At 58.8% G+C, this 22,968-nt stretch carries 7 protein-coding genes and 3 pseudogenes; 3 read left to right on the forward strand and 7 right to left on the reverse strand.

The window, feature by feature from the left end; all coding sequences use genetic code 11:
* Nucleotides 1-63: 63 nt before the first annotated feature.
* Nucleotides 64-654: a peroxidase-related enzyme gene (locus AMM33_RS19490; RefSeq protein ID WP_090142911.1), complete on the forward strand. Its 591-nt coding sequence runs from the start codon at nucleotides 64-66 to the stop codon at nucleotides 652-654.
* Between the two features lie 37 nt (nucleotides 655-691).
* Here the strand turns inward: AMM33_RS19490 and AMM33_RS19495 are convergent, their stop codons facing one another.
* From AMM33_RS19495 to AMM33_RS19520, 5 genes and pseudogenes are all read right to left on the reverse strand, one after another.
* Nucleotides 692-1,900, reverse strand: a complete 1,209-nt coding sequence (locus tag AMM33_RS19495) for an HlyD family type I secretion periplasmic adaptor subunit (RefSeq protein ID WP_090142912.1) — start codon at nucleotides 1,898-1,900, stop codon at nucleotides 692-694.
* The gene (locus AMM33_RS19500) at nucleotides 1,897-4,086 is read right to left on the reverse strand and encodes a type I secretion system permease/ATPase (RefSeq protein WP_228768260.1); all 2,190 of its coding nucleotides are present in this window, start codon (nucleotides 4,084-4,086) and stop codon (nucleotides 1,897-1,899) included. Before AMM33_RS19500 ends, AMM33_RS19495 begins: the two co-directional genes overlap by 4 nt.
* Nucleotides 4,079-5,353, reverse strand: coding sequence for a TolC family protein (locus AMM33_RS19505; protein WP_090142914.1), 1,275 nt, complete (start codon nucleotides 5,351-5,353; stop codon nucleotides 4,079-4,081). The genes AMM33_RS19500 and AMM33_RS19505 overlap by 8 nt, the downstream gene beginning before the upstream one ends.
* 423 nt (nucleotides 5,354-5,776) lie before the next feature.
* Entirely contained in the window at nucleotides 5,777-6,868 is a 1,092-nt protein-coding gene (locus tag AMM33_RS19515) for an OmpA family protein (protein ID WP_090142916.1), read from the reverse strand.
* 537 nt (nucleotides 6,869-7,405) lie between these two features.
* Nucleotides 7,406-7,621: pseudogene (locus AMM33_RS19520) on the reverse strand (AmpG family muropeptide MFS transporter); the annotation flags it as partial.
* Here AMM33_RS19520 and AMM33_RS22610 point away from each other — a divergent pair.
* Entirely contained in the window at nucleotides 7,524-7,751 is a 228-nt protein-coding gene (locus AMM33_RS22610; RefSeq protein ID WP_228768262.1) for a hypothetical protein, read from the forward strand. The pseudogene AMM33_RS19520 and the gene AMM33_RS22610 sit on opposite strands and share 98 nt — an antisense overlap.
* Nucleotides 7,752-7,760: 9 nt before the next feature.
* On the forward strand, nucleotides 7,761-8,618 hold the full coding sequence (locus AMM33_RS19525) for a M48 family metallopeptidase (RefSeq protein ID WP_090142917.1): 858 nt from the start codon (nucleotides 7,761-7,763) through the stop codon (nucleotides 8,616-8,618).
* Nucleotides 8,619-8,692: 74 nt separating this feature from the next.
* On the opposite strand, the pseudogene AMM33_RS19530 reads toward AMM33_RS19525, so the two are convergent.
* Together AMM33_RS19530 and AMM33_RS19540 are read right to left on the reverse strand one after the other, a co-directional pair.
* Nucleotides 8,693-9,242 (reverse strand): annotated as a pseudogene (locus tag AMM33_RS19530) (MBL fold metallo-hydrolase).
* A gap of 483 nt (nucleotides 9,243-9,725) precedes the next feature.
* Nucleotides 9,726-22,958 (reverse strand): annotated as a pseudogene (locus tag AMM33_RS19540) (VCBS domain-containing protein).
* Between the last annotated feature and the right edge of the window lie 10 nt (nucleotides 22,959-22,968).

The raw sequence follows: 22,968 nt of genomic DNA on the forward strand, positions 1-22,968 counted from the left end.
ACAGGCTCCTGAAATATCTGTGAGCATAATCAAAAGCAAGCCCCCCCCCAACTGGAGACCCCCATGAGCACTCGCTACCCTGCCCCCGACATCCATGACTTGCCCGATGACATCAAAGCCAAGGTGCTGGAGGTGCAGGAAAAAGCCGGTTTTGTGCCCAACGTCTTTTTGGCTTTTGCCCGCCGCCCGGCCGAATGGCGGGCCTTTTTTGCCTACCACGATGCCCTGATGGTGCCCGAGTCGGTCGGGCGCGAGAGTGGCCTCTCCAAAGGCGAGCGCGAGATGATCGTGACCACCACCAGCGCGGCCAACCACTGCCTGTATTGCGTGGTGGCTCATGGCGCGATTTTGCGCATCTATGAAAAGAAACCGCTGGTGGCCGATCAGGTGGCCATCAATTACCGCAAGGCCGACATCAGCCCGCGCCAGCGCGCCATGCTCGACTTTGCGATGAAGGTCTGCCAGCACTCCGACGAGGTGGAAGACGCCGACTTTGCCGCCTTGCACGCGCATGGCTTCAATGACGAGGACATCTGGGACATCGCGGCTATCACGGCTTTCTTTGGACTGAGCAACCGCATGGCCAGCTTCAGCGGCATGATGCCCAATCCAGAGTTTTACCTGATGGGCCGCACGCCCAAAGTCAAAAGCTGAAACCAGCCGGGCTGGCGATGCCCGGCCGCTGCCTGACTCAACGTTCGCTCAGGGATTGCGTCAGGGTTTTGAAGATGGGCTTGACCAGATAGCGCAGCACGGTGTTGGTGCCTGTTTTGAGTTCCACGGTGGCGGTCATGCCCGGCTGAATGGCCAGGTCTTTCTCGGCATTGCCACTGAAGCGTCGACCTTCGGTTTGAACCCGCACCCGGTAGTAAGGTTGTTCGCCTTGCTGCACGTTCAAATTTTCATTGAGCGTATCGGCACTGATGTACACCAGCTTGCCCGACAAGGTGCCGTAAATGGCGTAGTCGTAGGCATCAATTTTGATGGTCGCATTGAGGCCGGGCTTGATGAAGGCGATGTCAGTCGGACTGACCTTGGCTTCGATGACCAGGTCTTCTTCCAAAGGCACAATTTGCATGACCTCTTCGCCCGGACGCAGCACGCCGCCACGGGTGGTCACACGGACGTTTTTCACCACGCCGTGCATGGGCGCACGCAGCACGGTTTGATCCATCTGATCTTGCCTTTGAGCCATGACTTGCTCGATGCCTGCCAAATCCTCCTGGGCCTTGCTCAGTTCAGCCTGCGCATCCTGAAAATACTTGTTCCTTCGGTTCGTGATTTGCGCCTGGATGTCGGCCAATTGACGCTCCAGACGCAGCACATCGGTCATGCTCACATCCCCTGTTTTGAGCAAGGGTCGGGTCATGTCCAGCTCTTTTTGCGTGAGCCGCACCATGGACTGCAGGGCTTGAACTTCTTCTCGAATGGCTGATCGGCGTTTTTTGAACAACACCATCTGGGATTGCACAAACTCAGGGTACTTCAAGGTCTCGCGCGGAAACTTGGGCTCACGTCCCAATACTTCGGCCTGCAAACGTGCCACGGTCACGGTCAACGCAGCCGCTTTGGCCCGTGTTTCCAGAAAGCCCGACTCTTGGCGTGTTTTTTCCAGCTTGACCAGGACCTGGTCACGCTGCACCACATCGCCTTCTTTGACCAACAGGTCTTCAATCACACCGCCATCGAGTGACTGAATGACCTGCGAACGAGCACTGGAAATCACCGAGCCGGGCGCACGGGTGATTTGATCCACCTCGGCAAAGTAGGCCCAGGTCACAAACACGGCCATCGTCAAAGTGATCGTCCAGAACAGCCAGCGTGAACGGCGCAGGCTGCTGGACAGTTCATCCGAAGAAGAGCCAGCGTCCTGGGATTGAAGAAACCAGAAAATTTTCATGCTTTGGCCCCTCCGGGCGAGATGGCTACGGCGCTTGGCGCCGAGCGGGTGGGCGTGGGCGTGTGTTGACTCAGGCGTGTCAGAACCTCTTCACGCGGACCGTCGAGCACAATCCGGCCACGGTCCATGACCAAGATACGGTCCACATGCGGCAGCAACGCAGGCTTGTGGGTGACCACCACGATCACGGCATCCTTGGGCATTTCCTGGAACAGATGGCGCATGACCTTGATCTCAAGCTGTCCGTCCATGGACGCCGTGGGTTCATCGAGCAGCAAGACTTTGGGGCAAGCGAGCAACATGCGGGTCAGTCCAACCAATTGACGCTGCCCGCCCGACAAACCCCGGCCCCCCTCAGCAATGGTCAACTCCAGACCTTTGGGGTGATTTTGGATGGCGCTGTCGAGCCCCGTCATGGCCGCCGCGCGCAGAATTTGAGAATCACTGGGCATGGGCAAGCCCAAAGTGAGGTTGTCACGCAAAGTGCCGTTGAACAGCCGCACATCTTGAGGCAAATACCCAATGCTTTCACGCACATATTCCGGGGCCAGATGCGTCACATCCACATCATCCAAAAACAAATGCCCCGTCATGGGCTTGTAAAGACCAGAGAGCAACTTGATGAAGGTGGACTTGCCCGATCCGACTGCGCCCAATATGGCAATCCGCTCGCCAGGACGAATTTGCAAGGCAGAAATATCTACCGTGGGCGCGTCTTTGGCATAGGCAAAGCCCACTTTGTCCATGCGCAACTGCCCGTAACATTGCTCAGGCACCACCAAACGTTCTTGTGAATCCCGGTCACTGGGCATGGCCATAATGGCATTGAGTGCTTTGAGGGCCAAACGGGCATGCTCCCATTGCACGATCAGACTGGACAATTGCGCCACAGGGGTCAGGGCACGCCCTGAAATGATGGAGCAGGCAATCAAGCTGCCCATGGTCAGATTGCCAGCATTGATGGCATACGCGCCCACGGCCACCATGCCCACATAGCTGATTTGCTGAAGCGATTGGGTCACGTTGCTGGACATCGACGACATCATGCGCATCTTGAGTTCATTGGATGCCAAATGGGCTGTCATGGCCCGCCAGCGCGTCAACATCTTCCATTCAGCGTTGGCCGCCTTGACCGACTCAATGCCATCAATCGCTTCAATCAGCAAGCCGTTTTTGAGGTTGGACTCCTCCATGTGCTCTGCGGTCAGTTTTTCCATCGACCGGCGAAACGCCAAACCTGCGAGTATTGAAACTGGCACCATGACGAGTGGCACCAAGGACACAGGCCCCGCCAACAAGGCGATCACGCCAATGAACAAAAGGGCAAACGGCAAATCGGCCATGATGAACAGGCTCGAAGATGTCAAAAAGTTCCGCACCGATTCAAATTGTCGAATTTGGGAAGCAAACGTGCCCACCGTCCCCGGACGGGCATCCAGACGAATGTCCAGCGCTTTGCCAAAAAAAACAGCCGACAGTTCTTGATCAATCAGTTTGCAGGCCCTGTCCACCATGTAGGCCCGCACCTGTTTGATGATGAGTTCCAAAATGATCGAAATCACCACCCCGATGGTCAAAACCCACAGCGTCGAGTAGCCCTTGGAGGGAATGACTCGGTCATACACCTGCATCGAATACATCGCCGCAACCAGCCCCAGGGTGCTCAAAACAAAGGTCGCCGCCACGCCTTCAAAAAAAACAAATCGGTAGCGCCGGAGGCTAAAAGCAAACCACTCGGTGGCCGACATGGCCTGATGCCCCCTCTCGCCGGGCAAGGCAGGCGCTGTGGTCAATTGGTACAGCGAACCTTTTTGCGCCTCGTCGACGGTGACTGCGTAAGTTTCGCCGCTTTCATTTTGGGTGATCAAGGCACCCCGCCCAGAACGCCCCCGCACCAGCCGCACCTGCTTTTCATCGGCAGAAACCCACAGCAAGGGAAATTGGTCCGGCTGCACCTGTGCCAGACTCAATTCGGTGATTTCAGCACTGGGAAAACGTGCACGCCACCAGGCTTTCATGCGCTCGATTCTGTTCAAGGCATCGACAGACAAGCCCGAATCAGTGGACCCCATCATGCCAAAGCGGTGCACCGGTACGGCTTGGCCTTGGAGCCCGGCCAGTCTCGACAGCAAGGTGGCCAAGGCGGGGTCCAGCATGGGGGGAGCGGAGTTTTGGGGGTCAGTCATGGATCAATTGCATATTTTCTAAATGGACTAGCCCGCTGCTGAGCAACAAGCGCAGCTTGACAGCTTGCAGACCGTATTCAATTTCGCCCGCAGAATTGGCGGCCTGGGTGCTTTCGCGCAACGCATTCAATACATCGAGCCAATTTTTTCGACCAATTTGGTACTGCCGAAGATAAGAGGCAACCACCTCTTCGCTGGCCTTAACGAGCTCTTTGGATGAATTTCGCTGCAATTGCAGCGATCTCTCATCCGACAAGTTATTGCGGACCTGTTGCTCAAGCTGGCGCTCATACAAAGCTAAACCTTGGCCAGCCGTATCCATACGGGCTTTTGCAGCATCAGCCGCAGAAGCAGACGACAAGCCTGCACCAGGTGAAAAATTCATACTCAAATAAGTTTGATTACGCTCACCTCCGATCGCGTAACCTGAGCCGCCTAATGCCTGGCGGTTGACAAGATACACACCGGGCCGACTTGTTGATTTTGCGATCTGAATTTGGGCTTCTGCCACATCGACCAGAGCACGAAGTCGACTCAATTCGCCAGAAAACGATTTGGATGATTCCACCCACTGCTCATCAGGCCAAGTGACCAATTCCAATTCCCTGGGCAACTGAGGGATTCCGGAGTCCGGCCCCACCAGCTGATTCAAAGTCAATAACGCCGTCTGCAAAGACCGCTCGACTTGCATACGATCACTGCTGGACTGCTGTTTGCGCGCTTTGGCCAAAATGGCATCGGCCACAGGGCTGATCTGCGTCTTCACTCGTCGACCAATCAAATCCACCAACTTTTGATGTTCAGACTCGTTTTTTTGCGCCAGCACCAAACGCTCTCTAAGGCGTAGTACTTCAAAAAAAGCCGACCCAGTCTGTTGCAACAATGACTGCCGCGTTTCCAGAAGCGCCGCCTCAGCCTGACGAACGGTAGCTTGTGCCACTTGGATTTGAGCGTCGATTCGGCCGCCTTCCCACAAGGGTTGCTGAATCACAAGAGCGGCTTGCGGTTGTGCGTTTGATGAAGTTCCCTGTACGCTGAGTGAAGGAAATCTTCCCCACTTGGCTGAGTCGACTTCTTTGTTGGCCGCCTGTAATTCAGAAAGTTTTGCTTGTACAGAGGGATGTCCCTGACCCGCCATCCGCAGAGCCTCTGAGAGCTTCAACTCCCCGGCCACCGCACCTGGTCCTATCAAAGCTCCCACTGCTAGCCAGCTTGCTGAGCAAACAATCATCCAATGAAAACCATTTTTGAAGTTAATTTTTTTCATCTGATAAATTTATTGTTTAGGAAAATCAATCATGCGGATGGCATGTGCGTGAGTATGTAACTTTGGACAGTTTAATCAAATTTCAAAATCATTATTGAATTGGAACCCCGGCCATTTCGCAACGGCGACTGATGCTACTTAGACTGCCAGTAGGCTGGAAATTTGATCAATTTGCGGCGTTTGATGGGCCTGCACACATTGACTGCGCCGGGTTGGCGGTACACCCCAAGACCAAAAACAGAAACAGATGCTTGGAAACGATGCACCAAGAATTGAAGTTCAAGACCACAAACCTGAATGGCCTTGCCAGTTGGGCGGTCCGGGATGTGGTGCCTGAGGGTGTTATTCTTAAGATGCTGGGGCACCATCAATGGAAGATGCGAGCAACTCAAAAAAGGCGTTAAAACGTACGGAACCAATGTATCAACGTACGACACCACTGATCAACACCTTAACGCGCCTATTAGGCGCATTGCATGCGATGTCTTCAGCGGTCGGTTTGCGACCGCAAGTTGCCTGAACCAGGGCATTGGAGCCGCGACCTTCCGAGGTGATGAAGGTCGTTTGCAGACCATTTTCTTTCAGGTAATCACGCACTGTTTGTGCCCTCTCTTTTGCCAAGCGATTATTGACCGCTGACTCTCCAATCGGGTCTGCATAGCCAAGCACATGAATCCGCTCAACGCTGTTGTAGTTGGACATGACATTGGCGATCAAGTTATCCAATGCTACGCGGCCTTGTGGTCCCAACGCTTTGCGATCCGAACCCGCAAAATCAAACAAAGCGTCAGCGCCCAAGGTGATGGTCTGCACGGATGGGACTGCGGGCTTTGCATCTTGCGCATTTGCAACTTGCGCATTTGCAACTTGCGCATTTGCAACTTGCGCTGCTGCATTGACTTGTGGGCTGCTCGGTGCTGCCTGTGCCTGTGCCTGTGCCAGTGCAGTACGGCAAGCTTGAGCAGGTGTGACGCGGGAAATCGTGTGGATTTGCTCCCGGCTTGAGGCCAATTCGGCCAGGGCCTCTTGCTCACTGACAAGCTGCAAAACTTTGAGGCCTTGGTCCTCAACGACCCGCAAATAATGGTTGCGCCCACCCTGTAAGGCTATTGCACTGATGCTCTCCAAGCTTGCGTTATTCTGTCCAGCAGCCATAACAGATATGACCCCGACATTAACGACCCCTGGACTGGCACACAAACTCGTGTAGGCATTGCGGGGCAAGGTCGCGTGGTACATGCCATTGAAGTAGATGGTTGCAGCGCCTTTGAAATCCGACGTGTTGGGTCTGTAGAAAATCATCCGAGATTGCTGTTCGACCACACTGGCTGGGATTTTGAACACCGAGCCAACCTCGAACCCACCGAATTTGCCATCAGCACCCGTGTTGTTTGAAGATGCGCTTTGCGCGTGGGACCAAGGGACCATCAGCGCAACTTGGATGCAGAAAAGCGCGCGGAAAGCGACGTACAAGGATGAGAAACAGGAATTTTTCATGAACGTTTTAGGGGTCATTTTTCGCTACTCAACAAATATGCAATTGTTCCAATTTTTCCAAGCAGTGCAAAAGCACACATTAGTGACCATTCCGCACTGCAATCAGCGTTAGTCAGTGCCGATTGAACGAACTTTTAAAACGCAAATGTCATTTTCACACAATTTAAGTACTAAAAAAATTTTTAAAAACATAAAAATTCCCTAAATTTAACGGCTGTAACAATTCATTACCACTGAAAAAATCCAAGTGTAGTTTTAACATTCGAAATGCCCCCTGTACGGCATCACATGCACTCAAGAATTTGGCAGATGCAATTTTGAATGCGGTGTATTTTCATGTTTTGAGTGATTTTTATTGAATTTACAATTTCAATATTGAAATTGATTGAATATTTTAAATGAATTAAAAAACATCCATAACACGCAAATTTAAAAAATGACAATGAAAATCCTTGCTATGACTAAACACTCCACAACATTCGATCCATATGAATCCCCAAGATTGGCATCACTTGTGAACCAATCCACTGTCACTTTTCGGCATAAAAGAGCCTGCAACCAGCTGCGGCGGCGCCCCAGGCGGTGCGTGAGCCACGGAATGGGCAGGCGGTCCACTAGCGGCGCCCACATCCACTTGAAGCCATAGGCCAGCCCCACCCAGCTCAAATAACCAATGGTGCTGCGGTCAATGCCCGCCTCGCGCAACCTGAAGCTCAGGGTGCCCAGCACCAGCAAGAGCGGCAAACCCGCCGCAAAACCCAGCAACAACATGCGCAAGCTGGCGGGTTGCAAATACAAACGCCAGGCCTCGCGCCAGCTGCGTTATTGGGGCAAAGGGGATGGGGTCAATGTGGGCATCACGCGATTATCAGGGCCTGCACTCACAGGGCTTTCTGTATGATTTCTCTCCATGTGCTTCCTTTGCGATCTCAAATCCTCCTCCACTGCAGCTGATGTTCCGTCGCCTCGCTGGCAAGCGCGGCGTGCATTTTTGCTGGCCGCAGGCGCCACAGCAGCCGGTTCAGCGCTGGCACAGGTGGATGTGGGCTCTTCCTCCAGCTTGCGCAATCTGGTGCCTGCCGAAACCCTGGAAGGCTCAGCCCGCCAGCAATACAACCAAGTGCTGACCGAAGCGCGCAACAAAGGCGCCCTGGCCCCCGAAGGCCACCCACAACTCAAACGCCTGCACGGCATTGCCCAACGGCTCATCCCACATACGGCCCAATGGAACCCACGCGCACGCGACTGGCGCTGGCAAGTCAACCTGATCGGCAGCAAACAAATCAACGCCTGGTGCATGCCCGGCGGCAAGATCGCTTTTTACACCGGCATCCTTGAACAGCTGCAGCTCAACGACGATGAAGTCGCCATGATCATGGGCCACGAAATGGCCCATGCCCTGCGCGAACACGCCCGTGAGCGGCTGGCCAAAAGCCAAATGACCGGCATGGGCCTGTCCATCGCCTCACAACTGCTGGGCCTGGGCTCTTTGGGCGACGCGGCCGCCAATCTGGGCACGCAACTGTTGACGCTCAAATACAGCCGTGACGACGAAACCGAATCCGATCTGGTCGGATTGGAAATTGCCGCACGCGGCGGCTTTCGCCCCGGAGCCAGCGTGGCCTTGTGGAAAAAAATGCTCGCCGCCAACGGCAACGGCAGCCCCTCTTTCCTGTCCACACACCCCAGCGGCGCCAACCGCATCCAGGAACTCGAAGCCAATCTGCCCAAAGTGCAGCACCTGTACGAGCAAGCCCGCCAAGGCTGAGGGGCTCAGCGCCTCATCCTCAACCCCATGTCGGGGCCATAGGCACCGACTTACGAAACTGTGAAGGGCTTACCTCAGGTGCCGCCCACGCAGGGGTTGCTTTGCGCTCGCGGCCAAAAGTGCTCTCGGGGCAGTGGCCGGGGATGAATACCGTGTCGTCCCCCATGGGCAACAGGCGCTGGGTGATGCTGGCGATCAAATCGTCATGGTTGCCTTGCGGAAAATCGGTGCAGCCAATGCTGCCTGCAAACAAAACATCACCCCAAAACGCCCTTGTGATGTCGGGCGAGTAAAACACCACATGACCCGGCGTATGTCCGGGTCAATGGCGAACCTGCAAGGTGTAGTTACCCAAGGTAACCGTATCGGCATCGTTCAGCCAGCGCGTGGGGGTGAAGGTACGTGCTGGAGGAAAACCATATCCGGCGGCGGCCTGCGGCAAGCCCAAAATCCAGAACTGATCCCCCGAATTGGGTCCAATGATGGGCAATTGCAAGTGCTCTGCCAGATCGGCGTTGCCCGCCGCATGGTCCACATGGCCGTGAGTGATCCAGATTTGCTCGAGCTTGAGCTTGAGTTTTTGCACCGCATCCAGCAAAACGTCGAGGTCTCCCCCGGGTCAATGACCGCCGCCTGACGCGTCTGGTCGTCTCAGATCAATGAGCAGTTTTGTTGAAAGGGCGTGACGGGGATGGTTTGGTATTGCAGTATGCGCAAATTATAGGAAGCCAAACCATGGCAATCAGTCAAACAAGTATGGTTCTCCTTGCTTGCCCGCTTGCCCGCTTGCCCGCTTGCCCGCTTGCCCGCTTGCCCGCTTGCCCGCTTGCCCGCTTGCCCGCTTGCCTGCTTGCCTGCTTGCCTGCTTGCCTGCTTGCACTCAGCAATATAAAACGCAGCATTAACACACGCGCAGTTTTCCTTATATCAATCTGCACCCATAAGTTTCAAAACACCAGCAGGGCAGGATCCGGCAAATACCCTTACCTTTGCGGGGAGCAGCCCCGCTGGCGTTGTGACACTTGGGCTCCAAACCTTTTCGCTTGAAGGCAAGCCCCTACGAAGACCCTTGACCTCGATAGGAGCCAGCCACTCTGGCGATTGGGCTTAAAGGGTTTGTAGCAATTGCTGGTCGATCAACAGCTGGGCTGATGCGTCAGTGGCTACGTTGTAGACAGCGTAAGAATGAGCAGCCTGGTTGGCCATGGCGGCGGCGGCGTCAGTCCACTCGCCTTCGGCAAGCGTCAGCTTGTCATTGACATCACCCGTCAGCGTGAGCTCATGAAGACCGTCGATGGCGGGCAATTTAAACACGTCGGCCAAGGTCAATGACACCACGTTAGCGGCAGTGTCAGTGGCCATGTCCACATGCTCGATGCCCTTCACGACACCTTTCGAGTTCATGCCCATCAGGAAAGTGGTCAAGTCCAGACTCTGGCCATTGTTCAAAGAATAAAGATTCGCAGTCAAAGCATCGGCTGTCGATGGCAAACCCATCGCTGCCAACTCCGCGTCACTCAAGTCGTAAGGCTTGTTCTGCCACTCGTCGCTCGGCGCTGCCTCGGCCACATCGCCCAACGCAGTCGCATCGCTCAAGGCGGTCGACTTCACAGCTTGCGCTGCCAACTCGTCGGCCGTCGCATCGCGGAAGGCAAAGGCCGCATCGGACACCAAGATGGACTGGCCATCGGTGGTGGTCGCGGTGCTGCGGCCCGCTTCAGTCACACCATCCACCGGGCTGCGCTGCACGCCGTCGCTCACCAAGTCGATGGAGGCAATGCCCCAATCGGCCAGGCTGCGCACTTCGCCTGCGTCGCTCGCGCCGTTCTGGTTGCCGTCTTGCCAGACCATGAACTCGCCAAACTTCTCGTCTTGCGCATTGAACACGCCATCGCGGTTGGTGTCAAAGCCCGCAGCCAAGCCTTCCAGGTCGGTGCTACCACCGTACTCGGTGAAGGCGTACTGGCTGCGGTTGTGCACCTGACCGTCGCGGTACTTGTCCCACATCAGCACACCGTCTTGCACGCCCGCCCACAGCGTGTTGTCCACCACGCCGTCGCTGTTCACGTCCATCACCACGTTGGCGTAGCTCAGCTCGCCGTCGCGGTTCAGGTCCAGCACGATCGGGGCCACGTTGGCGTTCACCGTCACGCCCGACTTCACAATCACTTGCGAGCTCGTCGTGGTGTTCTGCCAGACCACGAATTGTGATGTGCCATCGCTCACGGTGCCGGCATTCGTCCAGGTGCCGGTGGTCGACTTGATCGACACGCTGTCGGCGTTGGTACCGTCCACCACCAGTTGGTGGAACTTGGTGGTGTTGAGCAGCGCATTACCCGAAACGTTGCTCCAGGTTTTGCCATCGGCGCTGGCACCCAACTTGATGGCGTTGAAGCCAGCCATATCGTTCACGTCACGCGCTGTCAGCGTCAAGGTGTTGCCTGCCGTGTCGGTGGCCAGGTCAATGCGCTCGATGCTGCTGAAGCGGCTGGTGTTGTCGGCCGACATGGCAGAGACGTTGGAGACTGCAGCCAGGTCAAGTGAAGCACCACCCGTCAGCTGCAAGGTGTCGTAACCCGTGCCACCGTCGATGCGGGCCAGCTGCGTGGTGTTGCCACCGGCACCCAGGGCGCTGGTCAGCGCCGTGACGTTGCTGGCGTTGAGCACGAAGGTGTCGTTGCCCCGGCCGCCGTACATCACGTCAGCACCACCGCCGCCCACCAGCGTGTCGTTGCCGTCGCCTGCGGCGAAGGTCTCGGCCGCTGTGGTGCCGGTTTGGGTGTTGGCCGTGGCGTCGCCCACAAAGTCCACCGTGCTGGCAAACTGGCTGCCGCCAAAGACCACATAGGTTTTGCCGGCGTTGGTGCGACCGGCTGGATCGGCAACCCTGCTTCCCACCAGCAAATCGTCAAAGCCGTCACCATTGAGATCACCAGCGTAAGAAATCGAAGAAATCCTATCGTCTGTCACCTGTCCGTTGATGGCAAAACCACCCACCCTGTTGGCCACCGTGCTCAGATTGACCGCCATCGTACCTGTCTGACCATAGACCACATAGGCACGGCCTGCGTCGAAACTCGGACCGTCGTTTCCTGGTGCGGCAACGATCACATCCGACAGACCGTCACCGTTGATGTCACCCGCGTAACTCACGCTGCCCGCGCGGTCATTTGCGGACTCACCGTTGATCACGAAGCCGCCCACACCATTGGCAATGGCGCTCAGGTTCACCGTCGCAGAAGGATCGGTTTTGCCAAACACCACATAGCTGCGACCCGCATTTTCGCCCGATGCCGGGTCTGAGTTTGCAGCGCCGATGATCACATCGGCCAGGCCGTCGCCGTTGACGTCGCCTGCGTTGGCCGCACGGAACGCCTGATCGCCTGCGCCCTGCCCCACGATGGAAAAAGCGGCTGTGCCGGGGCTAGACAAATTCACCGTGGTGGTGCTGGTCTTGCCGTAAACGATGTAGGTCCTTCCGGTGTCCGTCGTCGACCCGTTGAAGTCCGAGCCCATGATCAAGTCGTTCAGGCCATCGCCGTTGAAGTCGCCCGCGCTCGAAGGGTTCACGCCCAAACGTTCGTTCATAGTGCCACTCTTGATGACGAAGCCACCACTGCCGGCATCAATGGCCGACAGGTTGACCGCTGTGCTGTTGTCCGAACGGCCAAACACCACATAGGCTTTACCAACTTCAATCGTGCTGCCCTCGTCGGCATTGATGGTGCCGACAATCAGGTCGGCCAGGCCGTCGCCGTTGACGTCGCCAGCATCGCTCACGTAAGAGAATCCATCGCCAGCTTTGACCGCGTTGATCGAGAAGCCAGCGCTGGAGGCCACGGACGCCAGGTTGACGGCCGTCCCACTGGTTTTGCCATAGATCACATATGCGCGACCGCGGTTATCGCCTGCCGTCAAATCTGCCAATTCAGAACTGACGATCACATCGGCCAGGCCGTCACCGTTGACGTCGCCCGCTGGGCTGGACCTGGTGCCCGTCCAATCGGAAGCACCAGCGCCATTGATCACAAAGCCACCCACACCCGAGGCCACGGTGGACAGCTCGATGTTGGTGTTGCCTGTGGTGCCTCCAGATTTGCCGAACACAACGTAGGCCTTACCTGAGTCGGCCCCGCCCGCATCGGCAAACGGCGTGCTGATCAACAAATCGTCAAAACCGTCGCCGTTCACATCACCCGCGTTGCTGATGGCAAAGCCACTTTCGTCGTTCACGGCTTCGCCATTGATGGCAAAGCCGCCTTTGCCCGCATCCACATCGGCCAGGTTGACCATGAGCATGTCCACTTTCAGCGTGACTTTGTCGGTCGCGGCCGAGAAGGTGCTGCTGCCACCCGTGGTGGTGATGTTGACGAATGTGCCTTCGGTGGCTGCGGTCTGGTCCCATGCACGGAAAGTCACCGCATCGATGTCACCGCTGACGTTGGCGTTGGGCCTGAAGTACAAGCGGTTGTCAGCGTCTGAGCCGAGCAAGAAGGCGCGGCCATCGCTGAGCGCTGTGCTGGTGTCTACCGCTGTCCAGGTGGTGCCACCGTTGGTGCTGAAGAACAGCGTGCCCTTGCTGGAGTCAGTGCCGGTGATGGCCAAGCCTTTGGCAGCGCCGGTATCGACATCACTGACCCCGCCCATCAAGCTGCTGACCAACACACCCACCGCGCCGGTGGGTGTGATGGGGTTGGCCGATTGGGTCAAGCCCGCGAAGCTCAAAGCGGTGTCGGCCAGCACAGGCGCGTCGTTGACGCTATTAAAGTTGAAGGTGCTGGTCACCACAGCCGACTCGTTGTTGGTCGCGCTGGTGTCCACCGCCTTGAACTTCAGCGCCACTTCACCAGAGAAGTTGGCCGCTGGCTTGAGTTCGACTTTGCCCGCGTTGATGTCCGCAATGGTGACCAAGGTGTTGGCTGTGATCGCCACGCCGTTGAGCAACAAGGTGGCCTTGGCCGCGTCGGGCAGCTCGGTGAAGATCACACCCGCTTGCGTGTGGTTGTCGTCGTCGGCGTAGCCGTTGGTGAGAGCCGTGGTCAGGATCGCGCCGGTGTCTTCGGTCAGACCATTAACGGTGCCGCCCGAGATGACAGGCGCGTCGTTGGCTCCGCTGATCGACACCGTGACCGTGGCTGTGCTGGTGGCACCAGCCGTGTCTTTGACGGTGTAGGTGAACACATCGTTGATGGCCGTGCTGCCCACCGCCAGGGCCTTGACTGTGGCGTTGGCTTGGTTCACCACGTAGGTGTAGCTGCCGTCAGCGCCGATCTTGATCGTGCCGAAGCTGCCCACCACTTCCGTGCCGTTGGCGCTGGTGGTGGCGGCGGCGACTGCCGAGCCTGCACCTGCGGCGGTGCCCGCCTTGATGGCTTGCACCGCTTTGGTGTCGCCGCTGTCTACATCGGTGTCGTTGGTCAACACGTTCAGGGCACTCACGCCGCTGGTCGTGGAGGTCAAGGCAGCACCTGCCGTGGCGTTGGCCGTGCCACCAGCTTCGCCGATGGTGGCCGTGTCGTTCACGCCAACAGGCGTGTCGTTGACGCTATTAAAGTTGAAGGTGCTGGTCACCACGGCCGACTCGTTGTTGGTCGCGCTGGTGTCCACCGCCTTGAACTTCAGCGCCACTTCACCAGAGAAGTTGGCCGCTGGCTGCAACACCACTTTACTGGCGTTAATGTCCTCAATGGTGACCAAGGTGCCTGTGGTGATCGCCACGCCGTTGAGCAACAAAGTGCCCTTGGCCGCGTCGGGCAGTTCGGTGAAGATCACGCCCTTTTGTGCATGACCGTCGTCGTCGGCGTAATTGAACTTGAGTGCGTCTATGAGGATCGCGCCAGTGTCTTCGGTCAGACCGTTGGTCGTTCCGCCTGAGATGACGGGCGCGTCGTTGGCCCCACTGATCGACACCGTGACCGTGGCCGTGCTGGTCGCACCGGCCGTGTCTTTGACGGTGTAGGTGAACACGTCGTTGATGGCCGTGCTGCCCACCGCCAGGGCCTTGACCGTGGCGTTGGCCTGGTCCACCACGTAGGTGTAGCTGCCGTCCGCGCCGATGGTCAATGTACCGAAGCTGCCTGTGATGGCCGTGCCGTTGGCGCTGGTGGTGGCCGCGGCGACTGCCGAGCCTGCACCTGCGGCGGTGCCCGCCTTGATGGCTTGCACCGCTTTGGTGTCGCCGCTGTTGACGTCGGTGTCGTTGGTCAACACGTTCAGGGCGCTCACACCGCTGGTCGTGGAGGTCAAGGCAGCACCTGCCGTGGCGTTGGCCGTGCCACCGGCTTCGCCAATGGTGGCCGTGTCGTTCACGCCCACAGGCGCGTCGTTGGTGTTGACGAAGTTGTAGGTGTTGGTCACCACTGCAGACTCGTTGTTCGAGTCGCTGGTGTCCACCGCCTTGAACTTCAAGGTCACTGCTCCAAAGAAGTCGGTCACGGGCTTGAGTTCAACTTTGTTGGCGTTGATGTCCTCGATGGTGACCAAGGTGCCTGTGGTGATCGCCACGCCGTTGAGCAACAAAGTGGCTTTGGCCGGATCGGGCAACTCGGTGAAGATCACGCCCTTTTGTGCGTGACCGTCGTCGTCCGCGTAATTGGGCTTGAGTGAGCCAGAGAGGAACGCGCCGGTGTTTTCTGGCAAATTGTTGATGGTCGTGCCCGTGATGACGGGCGCGTCGTTGGCCCCGCTGATGGACACCGTGACCGTGGCTGTGCTGGTGGCACCAGCCGTGTCTTTGACGGTGTAGGTGAACACGTCGTTGATGGCCGTGCTGCCCACCGCCAGTGCTTTGACCGTGGCGTTGGCTTGGTCCACCACGTAGCTGTAGCTGCCGTCAGCGCCGATCTTGATCGTGCCGAAGCTGCCCACCACTACCGTGCCGTTGGCGCTGGTGGTGCCCGCGGTCACAGCCGTAACGGCACCCGTGCCCGCCTTGATGTCCTGCACCGCTTTGGTGTCGCCGCTGTCCACATCGGTGTCGTTGGTCAACACGTTCAGGGCACTCACGCCGCTGGTCGTGGAGGTCAAGGCAGCACCTGCCGTGGCGTTGGCCGTGCCACCAGCTTCGCCGATGGTGGCCGTGTCGTTCACGCCAACAGGCGTGTCGTTGGCGCTGTTGAAGTTGAAGGTGCTGGTCACCACGGCCGACTCGTTGTTGGTCGCGCTGGTGTCCACCGCCTTGAACTTCAGCGCCACTTCACCAGAGAAGTTGGCCGCTGGCTGCAACACCACTTTACTGGCGTTAATGTCCTCAATGGTGACCAAGGTGCCTGTGGTGATCGCCACGCCGTTGAGCAGCAAAGTGCCTTTGGCCGCGTCGGGCAGTTCGGTGAAGATCACGCCCTTTTGTGCATGACCGTCGTCGTCGGCGTAATTGAACTTGAGTGCGTCTATGAGGATCGCCCCAGTGTCTTCGGTCAGACCGTTGGTCGTTCCGCCTGAGATGACGGGCGCGTCGTTGGCCCCACTGATCGACACCGTGACCGTGGCCGTGCTGGTGGCACCGGCCGTGTCTTTGACGGTGTAGGTGAACACGTCGTTGATGGCCGTGCTGCCCACCGCCAGGGCCTTGACCGTGGCGTTGGCTTGGTCCACCACGTAGCTGTAGCTGCCGTCAGCGCCGATCTTGATCGTGCCAAAGCTGCCCACCACTTCCGTGCCGTTGGCGCTGGTGGTGGCCGCGGCGACTGCCGTGCCTGCACCTGCGGCGGTGCCCGCCTTGATGGCTTGCACCGCTTTGGTGTCGCCGCTGTTGACGTCGGTGTCATTGGTCAACACGTTCAGGGCACTCACGCCGCTGGTCGTGGAGGTCAAGGCAGCACCTGCCGTGCCGTTGGCCGTACCGCCGGCTTCGCCGATGGTGGCCGTGTCGTTCACGCCCACAGGGGCGGTGTTGGTGTTGTCAAAGCTGTAGGTGTTGGTCACCACGGCCGACTCGTTGTGGGTCGCGCTGGTGTCCACCGCCTTGAACTTCAAGGTCACCGCTCCAAAGAAGTCGGTCACGGGCTGGAGCACCACTTTGCCCGCATTAATGTCCGCAATGGTCACCAAGGTGTTGGCTGTGATGTCAGTGAAGACATTGGCGGTCGCGCCTTGAAGCTTTAAGGTGGCCTTGGCCGGATCAGGCAACTCGGTGAAGATCACGCCCGCTTGTGCGTGACCGTCGTCGTCGGCGTAATTGAACTTGAGTGAGCCGGTGAGAATCGCACCTTTGTTTTCAGGCAAATTGTTGATGGTGGCCGCCGAGATGACGGGCGCGTCGTTGGCTCCACTGATCGACACCGTGACCGTGGCCGTGCTGGTCGCACCGGCCGTGTCTTTGACGGTGTAGGTGAACACGTCGTTGATGGCCGTGCTGCCCACCGCCAGGGCTTTGACCGTGGCGTTGGCTTGGTCCACCACGTAGCTGTAGCTGCCGTCAGCGCCGATCTTGATCGTGCCGAAGCTGCCCACCACTTCCGTGCCGTTGGCGCTGGTGGTGGCGGCGATCACTGCCGTGCCTGCACCTGCGGCGGTGCCCGCCTTGATGGCTTGCACCGCTTTGGTGTCGCCGCTGTCCACATCGGTGTCGTTGGTCAACACGTTCAGGGCGCTCACGCCGCTGGTCGTGGAGGTCAAGGCAGCACCTGCCGTGGCGTTGGCCGTGCCACCGGCTTCGCCGATGGTGGCCGTGTCGTTCACGCCAACAGGCGTGTCGTTGGCGCTGTTGAAGTTGAAGGTGCTGGTCACCACCGCCGACTCGTTGTTGGTCGCGCTGGTGTCCACCGCCTTGAACTTCACCTCCACCGCACCAGAGAAGTTGGCCGCTGGCTGGAGCACCACTTTACTGGCGTTGATGTCCTCAATGGTGACCAAGGTGCCTGTGGTGATCGCCACGCCGTTGAGCAACAAAGTGCCTTTGGCTGGATCGGGCAACTCGGTGAAGATCACGCCCTTTTGTGCATGACCGTCGTCGTCGGCGTAATTGAACTTGAGTGCGTCTGTGAGGATCGCGCCAGTGTCTTCGGTCAGACCGTTGGTCGTTCCGCCTGAGATAACGGGCGCGTCGTTGGCTCCACTGATGGACACCGTGACGGTGGCCGTGCTGGTGGCACCGGCCGTGTCTTTGACGGTGTAGGTGAACACGTCGTTGATGGCCGTGCTGCCCACCGCCAGGGCTTTGACCGTGGCGTTGGCCTGGTCCACCACGTAGGTGTAGCTGCCGTCCGCGCCGATGGTCAATGTACCGAAGCTGCCGGTGATGGCCGTTCCGTTGGCGCTGGTGGTGGCGGCGGCGACTGCCGAGCCTGCACCTGCGGCGGTGCCTGCCTTGATGGCTTGCACCGCTTTGGTGTCGCCGCTGTTGACGTCGGTGTCATTGGTCAACACGTTCAGGGCACTCACGCCGCTGGTCGTGGAGGTCAAGGCAGCACCTGCCGTGCCGTTGGCCGTACCGCCGGCTTCGCCGATGGTGGCCGTGTCGTTCACGCCCACAGGGGCGGTGTTGGTGTTGTCAAAGCTGTAGGTGTTGGTCACCACGGCCGACTCGTTGTTGGTCGCGCTGGTGTCCACCGCCTTGAACTTCAAGGTCACCGCTCCAAAGAAGTCGGTCACGGGCTGGAGCACCACTTTGCCCGCATTAATGTCCGCAATGGTCACCAAGGTGTTGGCTGTGATGTCAGTGAAGACGTTGGCGGTCGCGCCTTGAAGCTTTAAGGTGGCCTTGGCCGGATCAGGCAACTCGGTGAAGATCACGCCCGCTTGTGCGTGACCGTCGTCGTCGGCGTAATTGAACTTGAGTGAGCCGGTGAGAATCGCACCTTTGTTTTCAGGCAAATTGTTGATGGTGGCCGCCGAGATAACGGGCGCGTCGTTGGCTCCACTGATGGACACCGTGACGGTGGCCGTGCCGGTGGCACCGGCCGTGTCTTTGACGGTGTAGGTGAACACGTCGTTGATGGCCGTGCTGCCCACCGCCAGGGCTTTGACCGTGGCGTTGGCTTGGTCCACCACGTAGGTGTAGCTGCCGTCAGCGCCGATCTTGATCGTGCCGAAGCTGCCCACCACTTCCGTGCCGTTGGCGCTGGTGGTGGCGGCGATCACTGCCGTGCCTGCACCTGCGGCGGTGCCCGCCTTGATGGCTTGCACCGCTTTGGTGTCGCCGCTGTCCACATCGGTGTCGTTGGTCAACACGTTCAGGGCGCTCACGCCGCTGGTCGTGGAGGTCAAGGCAGCACCTGCCGTGGCGTTGGCCGTGCCACCGGCTTCGCCGATGGTGGCCGTGTCGTTCACGCCAACAGGCGTGTCGTTGGCGCTGTTGAAGTTGAAGGTGCTGGTCACCACCGCCGACTCGTTGTTGGTCGCGCTGGTGTCCACCGCCTTGAACTTCACCTCCACCGCACCAAAGAAGTTGGCCGCTGGCTGGAGCACCACTTTGCCCGCGTTGATGTCGGCAATGGTCACCAAGGTGTTGGCGGTGATCGCCACACCGTCGAGACGCAAAGTGCCTTTGGCCGCGTCGGGCAGTTCGGTGAAGATCACGCCCTTTTGTGCATGACCGTCGTCGTCGGCGTAACCGTTGGTGAGGGCCGTGGTCAGGATCGCGCCAGTGTCTTCGGTCAGACCGTTGGTCGTTCCGCCCGAGATAACGGGCGCGTCGTTGGCTCCACTGATGGACACCGTGACGGTGGCCGTGCCGGTGGCACCAGCCGTGTCTTTGACGGTGTAGGTGAACACGTCGTTGATGGCCGTGCTGCCCACCGCCAGGGCTTTGACCGTGGCGTTGGCCTGGTCCACCACGTAGGTGTAGCTGCCGTCCGCGCCGATGGTCAATGTACCGAAGCTGCCGGTGATGGCCGTTCCGTTGGCGCTGGTGGTGGCGGCGGCGACTGCCGAGCCTGCACCTGCGGCGGTGCCTGCCTTGATGGCTTGCACCGCTTTGGTGTCGCCGCTGTTGACGTCGGTGTCATTGGTCAACACGTTCAGGGCACTCACGCCGCTGGTCGTGGAGGTCAAGGCAGCACCTGCCGTGGCGTTGGCCGTGCCGCCGGCTTCGCCGATGGTGGCCGTGTCGTTCACGCCCACGGGCGCGTCGTTGGTGTTGACGAAGTTGTAGGTGTTGGTCACCACTGCAGACTCGTTGTTCGAGTCGCTGGTGTCCACCGCCTTGAACTTCAAGGTCACCGCTCCAAAGAAGTCGGTCACGGGCTTGAGTTCAACTTTGTTGGCGTTGATGTCCTCGATGGTGACCAAGGTGTTGGCGGTGATCGCCACGCCGTTGAGCAATAAAGTGGCTTTGGCTGCGTCGGGCAGTTCGGTGAAGATCACGCCCTTTTGTGCGTGGCCATCGTCGTCTGCGTAATTGGGCTTGAGTGAGCCCGTGAGGAACGCGCCGGTGTTTTCTGGCAGGTTGTTGATGGTGGCCGCCGAGATGACGGGCGCGTCGTTCGCACCGGTGATGGACACCGTGACGGTGGCCGTGCTGGTGGCACCGGCCGTGTCTTTGACGGTGTAGGTGAACACGTCGTTGATGGCCGTGCTGCCCACCGCCAGGGCTTTGACCGTGGCGTTGGCCTGGTCCAACACGTAGCTGTAGCTGCCGTCAGCGCCGATCTTGATCGTGCCGAAGCTGCCCACCACTTCCGTGCCGTTGGCGCTGGTGGTGGCCGCGGCGACTGCCGAGCCGGCACCAGCGGCGGTGCCCGCCTTGATGGCTTGCACCGCTTTGGTGTCGCCGCTGTCTACATCGGTGTCGTTGGTCAACACGTTCAGGGCGCTCACGCCGCTGGTCGTGGAGGTCAAGGCAGCACCTGCCGTGGCGTTGGCCGTGCCACCGGCTTCGCCAATGGTGGCTGTGTCGTTCACACCAACCGGCGTGTCGTTGACGCTGTTGAAGTTGAAGGTGCTGGTCACCACCGCCGACTCGTTGTTGGTCGCGCTGGTGTCCACCGCCTTGAACTTCACCTCCACTGCACCAAAGAAGTTGGCCGCTGGCTGGAGCACCACTTTGCCCGCGTTGATGTCCGCAATGGTCACCAAGGTGTTGGCGGTGATCGCCACACCGTCGAGGCGCAAAGTGCCTTTGGCCGCGTCGGGCAGCTCGGTGAAGATCACACCCGCTTGTGCGTGGCCATCGGCGTCGGCGTAATTGAACTTGAGTGCGTCTGTGAGGATCGCGCCAGTGTCTTCGGTCAGACCGTTGGTCGTTCCGCCCGAGATGACAGGCGCGTCGTTGACAGCAGTGACGTTGAAGGTCAGGGTGTTGGCGTTGACGCTGGTGTTGGCCCCACCGTTGTCGGTGCCGCCGTTGTCCTTGACCCTGAAGCCAATGGTGGCGTAAGCCGTGCCGTTGGCGTTGGCCGCTGGCGCAAACACGAGGTTACCCAAATCGCTGGCGGCGATTTCCTGGTTCAGCGTGACCGCTGTGCCATTGAGCCTGAGCGTGCCAACGGTAGGCAAAGTTGTGATGAGCACCGCGCTGAGCGTGTTCGCAGGGGTATCCGCGGCATCGGCAAATCCGAAATCGCTGGCTGCAAAGGTCTTGCTGCTGTCTTCGTTGATGGCGATCGTCTGGTTGGCACCTGTGGGGGCTTCGTTGACGTTGTTGACCGTCAGGGTGACAGCTTTTTCAGTCTTGTTGCCCGCCGTATCGGTGGCAACGACTGTGAAGCTGTAGCTGGCCTGAGCCTCAAAGTTGGGGGACTCTTTGATCGTGACTTTGCCAGTGGCGCTGTCGATGTCGAAGTCCGCCGCATCGCCGGTGCCCGCCTTGAGACTGAACGTCACAGGGTTGGTGTCGGTCGCATTGGCATCGTAGATCTCGGTGCCAATGGCCACGTTCTCAAAAACGCTGGCCGTGGCTGCCGAAGTGATGTCGGGCGCAGTGAAGTCCACCGTCACGTCTTCGGTGTCAGGCGTGGCCGCCACACCAAACGAGTTGGTGACGTTGGCTGTCACGGTTTTCACACCGTTGCTCAGTTGCGTGACATCGGCCGATGGCACCAAGACGCTGAACACATTGGGCTGGCCGCTGGCACCCGCCGTGACCAAACCAGTGTAGGTGCTGCCATTCAGGCCAGTGATGCTGACCTGGTCGCCCACTTGCGCCGTGGTGGTGCCGGTGATGTTCAGGCTCTGGTCTTTTTCCGAGACATTGAGGAAGTTGTCCGAGATCTCATTCAATGTGATCGTCGGGGCGGTGGTGTTGATCTGCAGCTCGTTGCTGCTGATGTCGTCTTTCCCAACTCCGCCTACTTGGACCTTCACGCCCACGTTGAAGGTGCCAGCGCCGTTGGTCAATGGCAGGCTCAAGGTGCCCGAGGTGGGGGTTGCTGTTTCCGTGTTCAGCGACCAGGCTTTGGTGGCCGTGTCGTAACTCAGGCCTGTGGGCAAGCCGTTGTTGGTCGCGGCGGTATCCAGTGTGCCCGTGTAGGTGGCCCCACCCACGGTGATGGTGATCTTGTCACCCGTTTCCAAGGCGATGCCTTGGTTGGGAGTGGCCACCACAATCTTTTGAGCCAAACCGGTCAAGACGGGTGTTGTGTCGTTGGTCTTGAGGTTGTTGACCGTGGGGGTGCCGGGACCCGCCACGTTGACCACCAAACCGTTGTTGTTGTCCCTGGCCACAGAACCCGCGACGTTGCTGACCGAGGCCAGCACGGAGAAGGTGTTGCCGTGGTTGAGCCCAACCGCGTCAGCGTCAGGGATCTCAATGGACCATGCGCCGTTCGCACCCACGGAACTGGTGTAGTTTTTGTCGTTCACGCTGACCGTCACGGTGCGACCCTGCTCCACGTTGGTGGTGGTGCCGCTGATGACGGGCTTGGTGACCACGGTGGTGGCGTCGCTGCCGCGCTCTGTGAAATCGTAGGTGCCATTGCCAGCGTCGCTCACTTCATCACCGGCGATTTTGGTGATGCTCAAAGTTGGAACGCTGGTGTTGATGGTGACACTTTGCGTGGCTTGGCCGTTGGCACCTGTGTTGACGCGGTTGCCTGCTGGGTCCACCACCGTGGCAACGACGGTGTAGTTGCCATCAGCCCGGCTGGTGTTGGTATCGGTCCACGTCCAGACGTTGTTGACGGGTTTGACGTAGGCCGTATTGACGACTTCGCCAGCTGCGTTTTTGATGTCAACTTTGACAACATCGCCGTTGTTGGTAAAGCCTGTGACTGCGCCGCTGTAGGTGAGGCTGTTGTCTGTGGTGATGAAGTCGCTGGCGCTCACGCCAGTGTCGTCGCTGATGTTGGTGATCGTGACAGTGGCCGCGGTGTTGGGATCGGTTTGACCGCCGGGCTGCGTCTTGCTGCCATCGCTGTCGATGGTCAGAGCTCGCGTGGCCGTGCCACYRGMWCSGRWGTGCACACGTCTGAAC

Origin of the sequence: Limnohabitans sp. DM1, assembly GCF_001269385.1 — a bacterium.
Classification (GTDB): domain Bacteria; phylum Pseudomonadota; class Gammaproteobacteria; order Burkholderiales; family Burkholderiaceae_C; genus Limnohabitans_A.

Excerpts from the sequence above, each read along its gene's own strand:
- AMM33_RS19490 (WP_090142911.1), top strand. The coding sequence starts at position 64 with ATGAGCACTCGCTACCCTGCCCCCGACATCCATGACTTGCCCGATGAC.
- AMM33_RS19495 (WP_090142912.1), bottom strand. The coding sequence starts at position 1,900 with ATGAAAATTTTCTGGTTTCTTCAATCCCAGGACGCTGGCTCTTCTTCG.
- AMM33_RS19500 (WP_228768260.1), bottom strand. The coding sequence starts at position 4,086 with ATGACTGACCCCCAAAACTCCGCTCCCCCCATGCTGGACCCCGCCTTG.
- AMM33_RS19505 (WP_090142914.1), bottom strand. The coding sequence starts at position 5,353 with ATGAAAAAAATTAACTTCAAAAATGGTTTTCATTGGATGATTGTTTGC.
- AMM33_RS19515 (WP_090142916.1), bottom strand. The coding sequence starts at position 6,868 with ATGACCCCTAAAACGTTCATGAAAAATTCCTGTTTCTCATCCTTGTAC.
- AMM33_RS22610 (WP_228768262.1), top strand. The coding sequence starts at position 7,524 with ATGGTGCTGCGGTCAATGCCCGCCTCGCGCAACCTGAAGCTCAGGGTG.
- AMM33_RS19525 (WP_090142917.1), top strand. The coding sequence starts at position 7,761 with ATGTGCTTCCTTTGCGATCTCAAATCCTCCTCCACTGCAGCTGATGTT.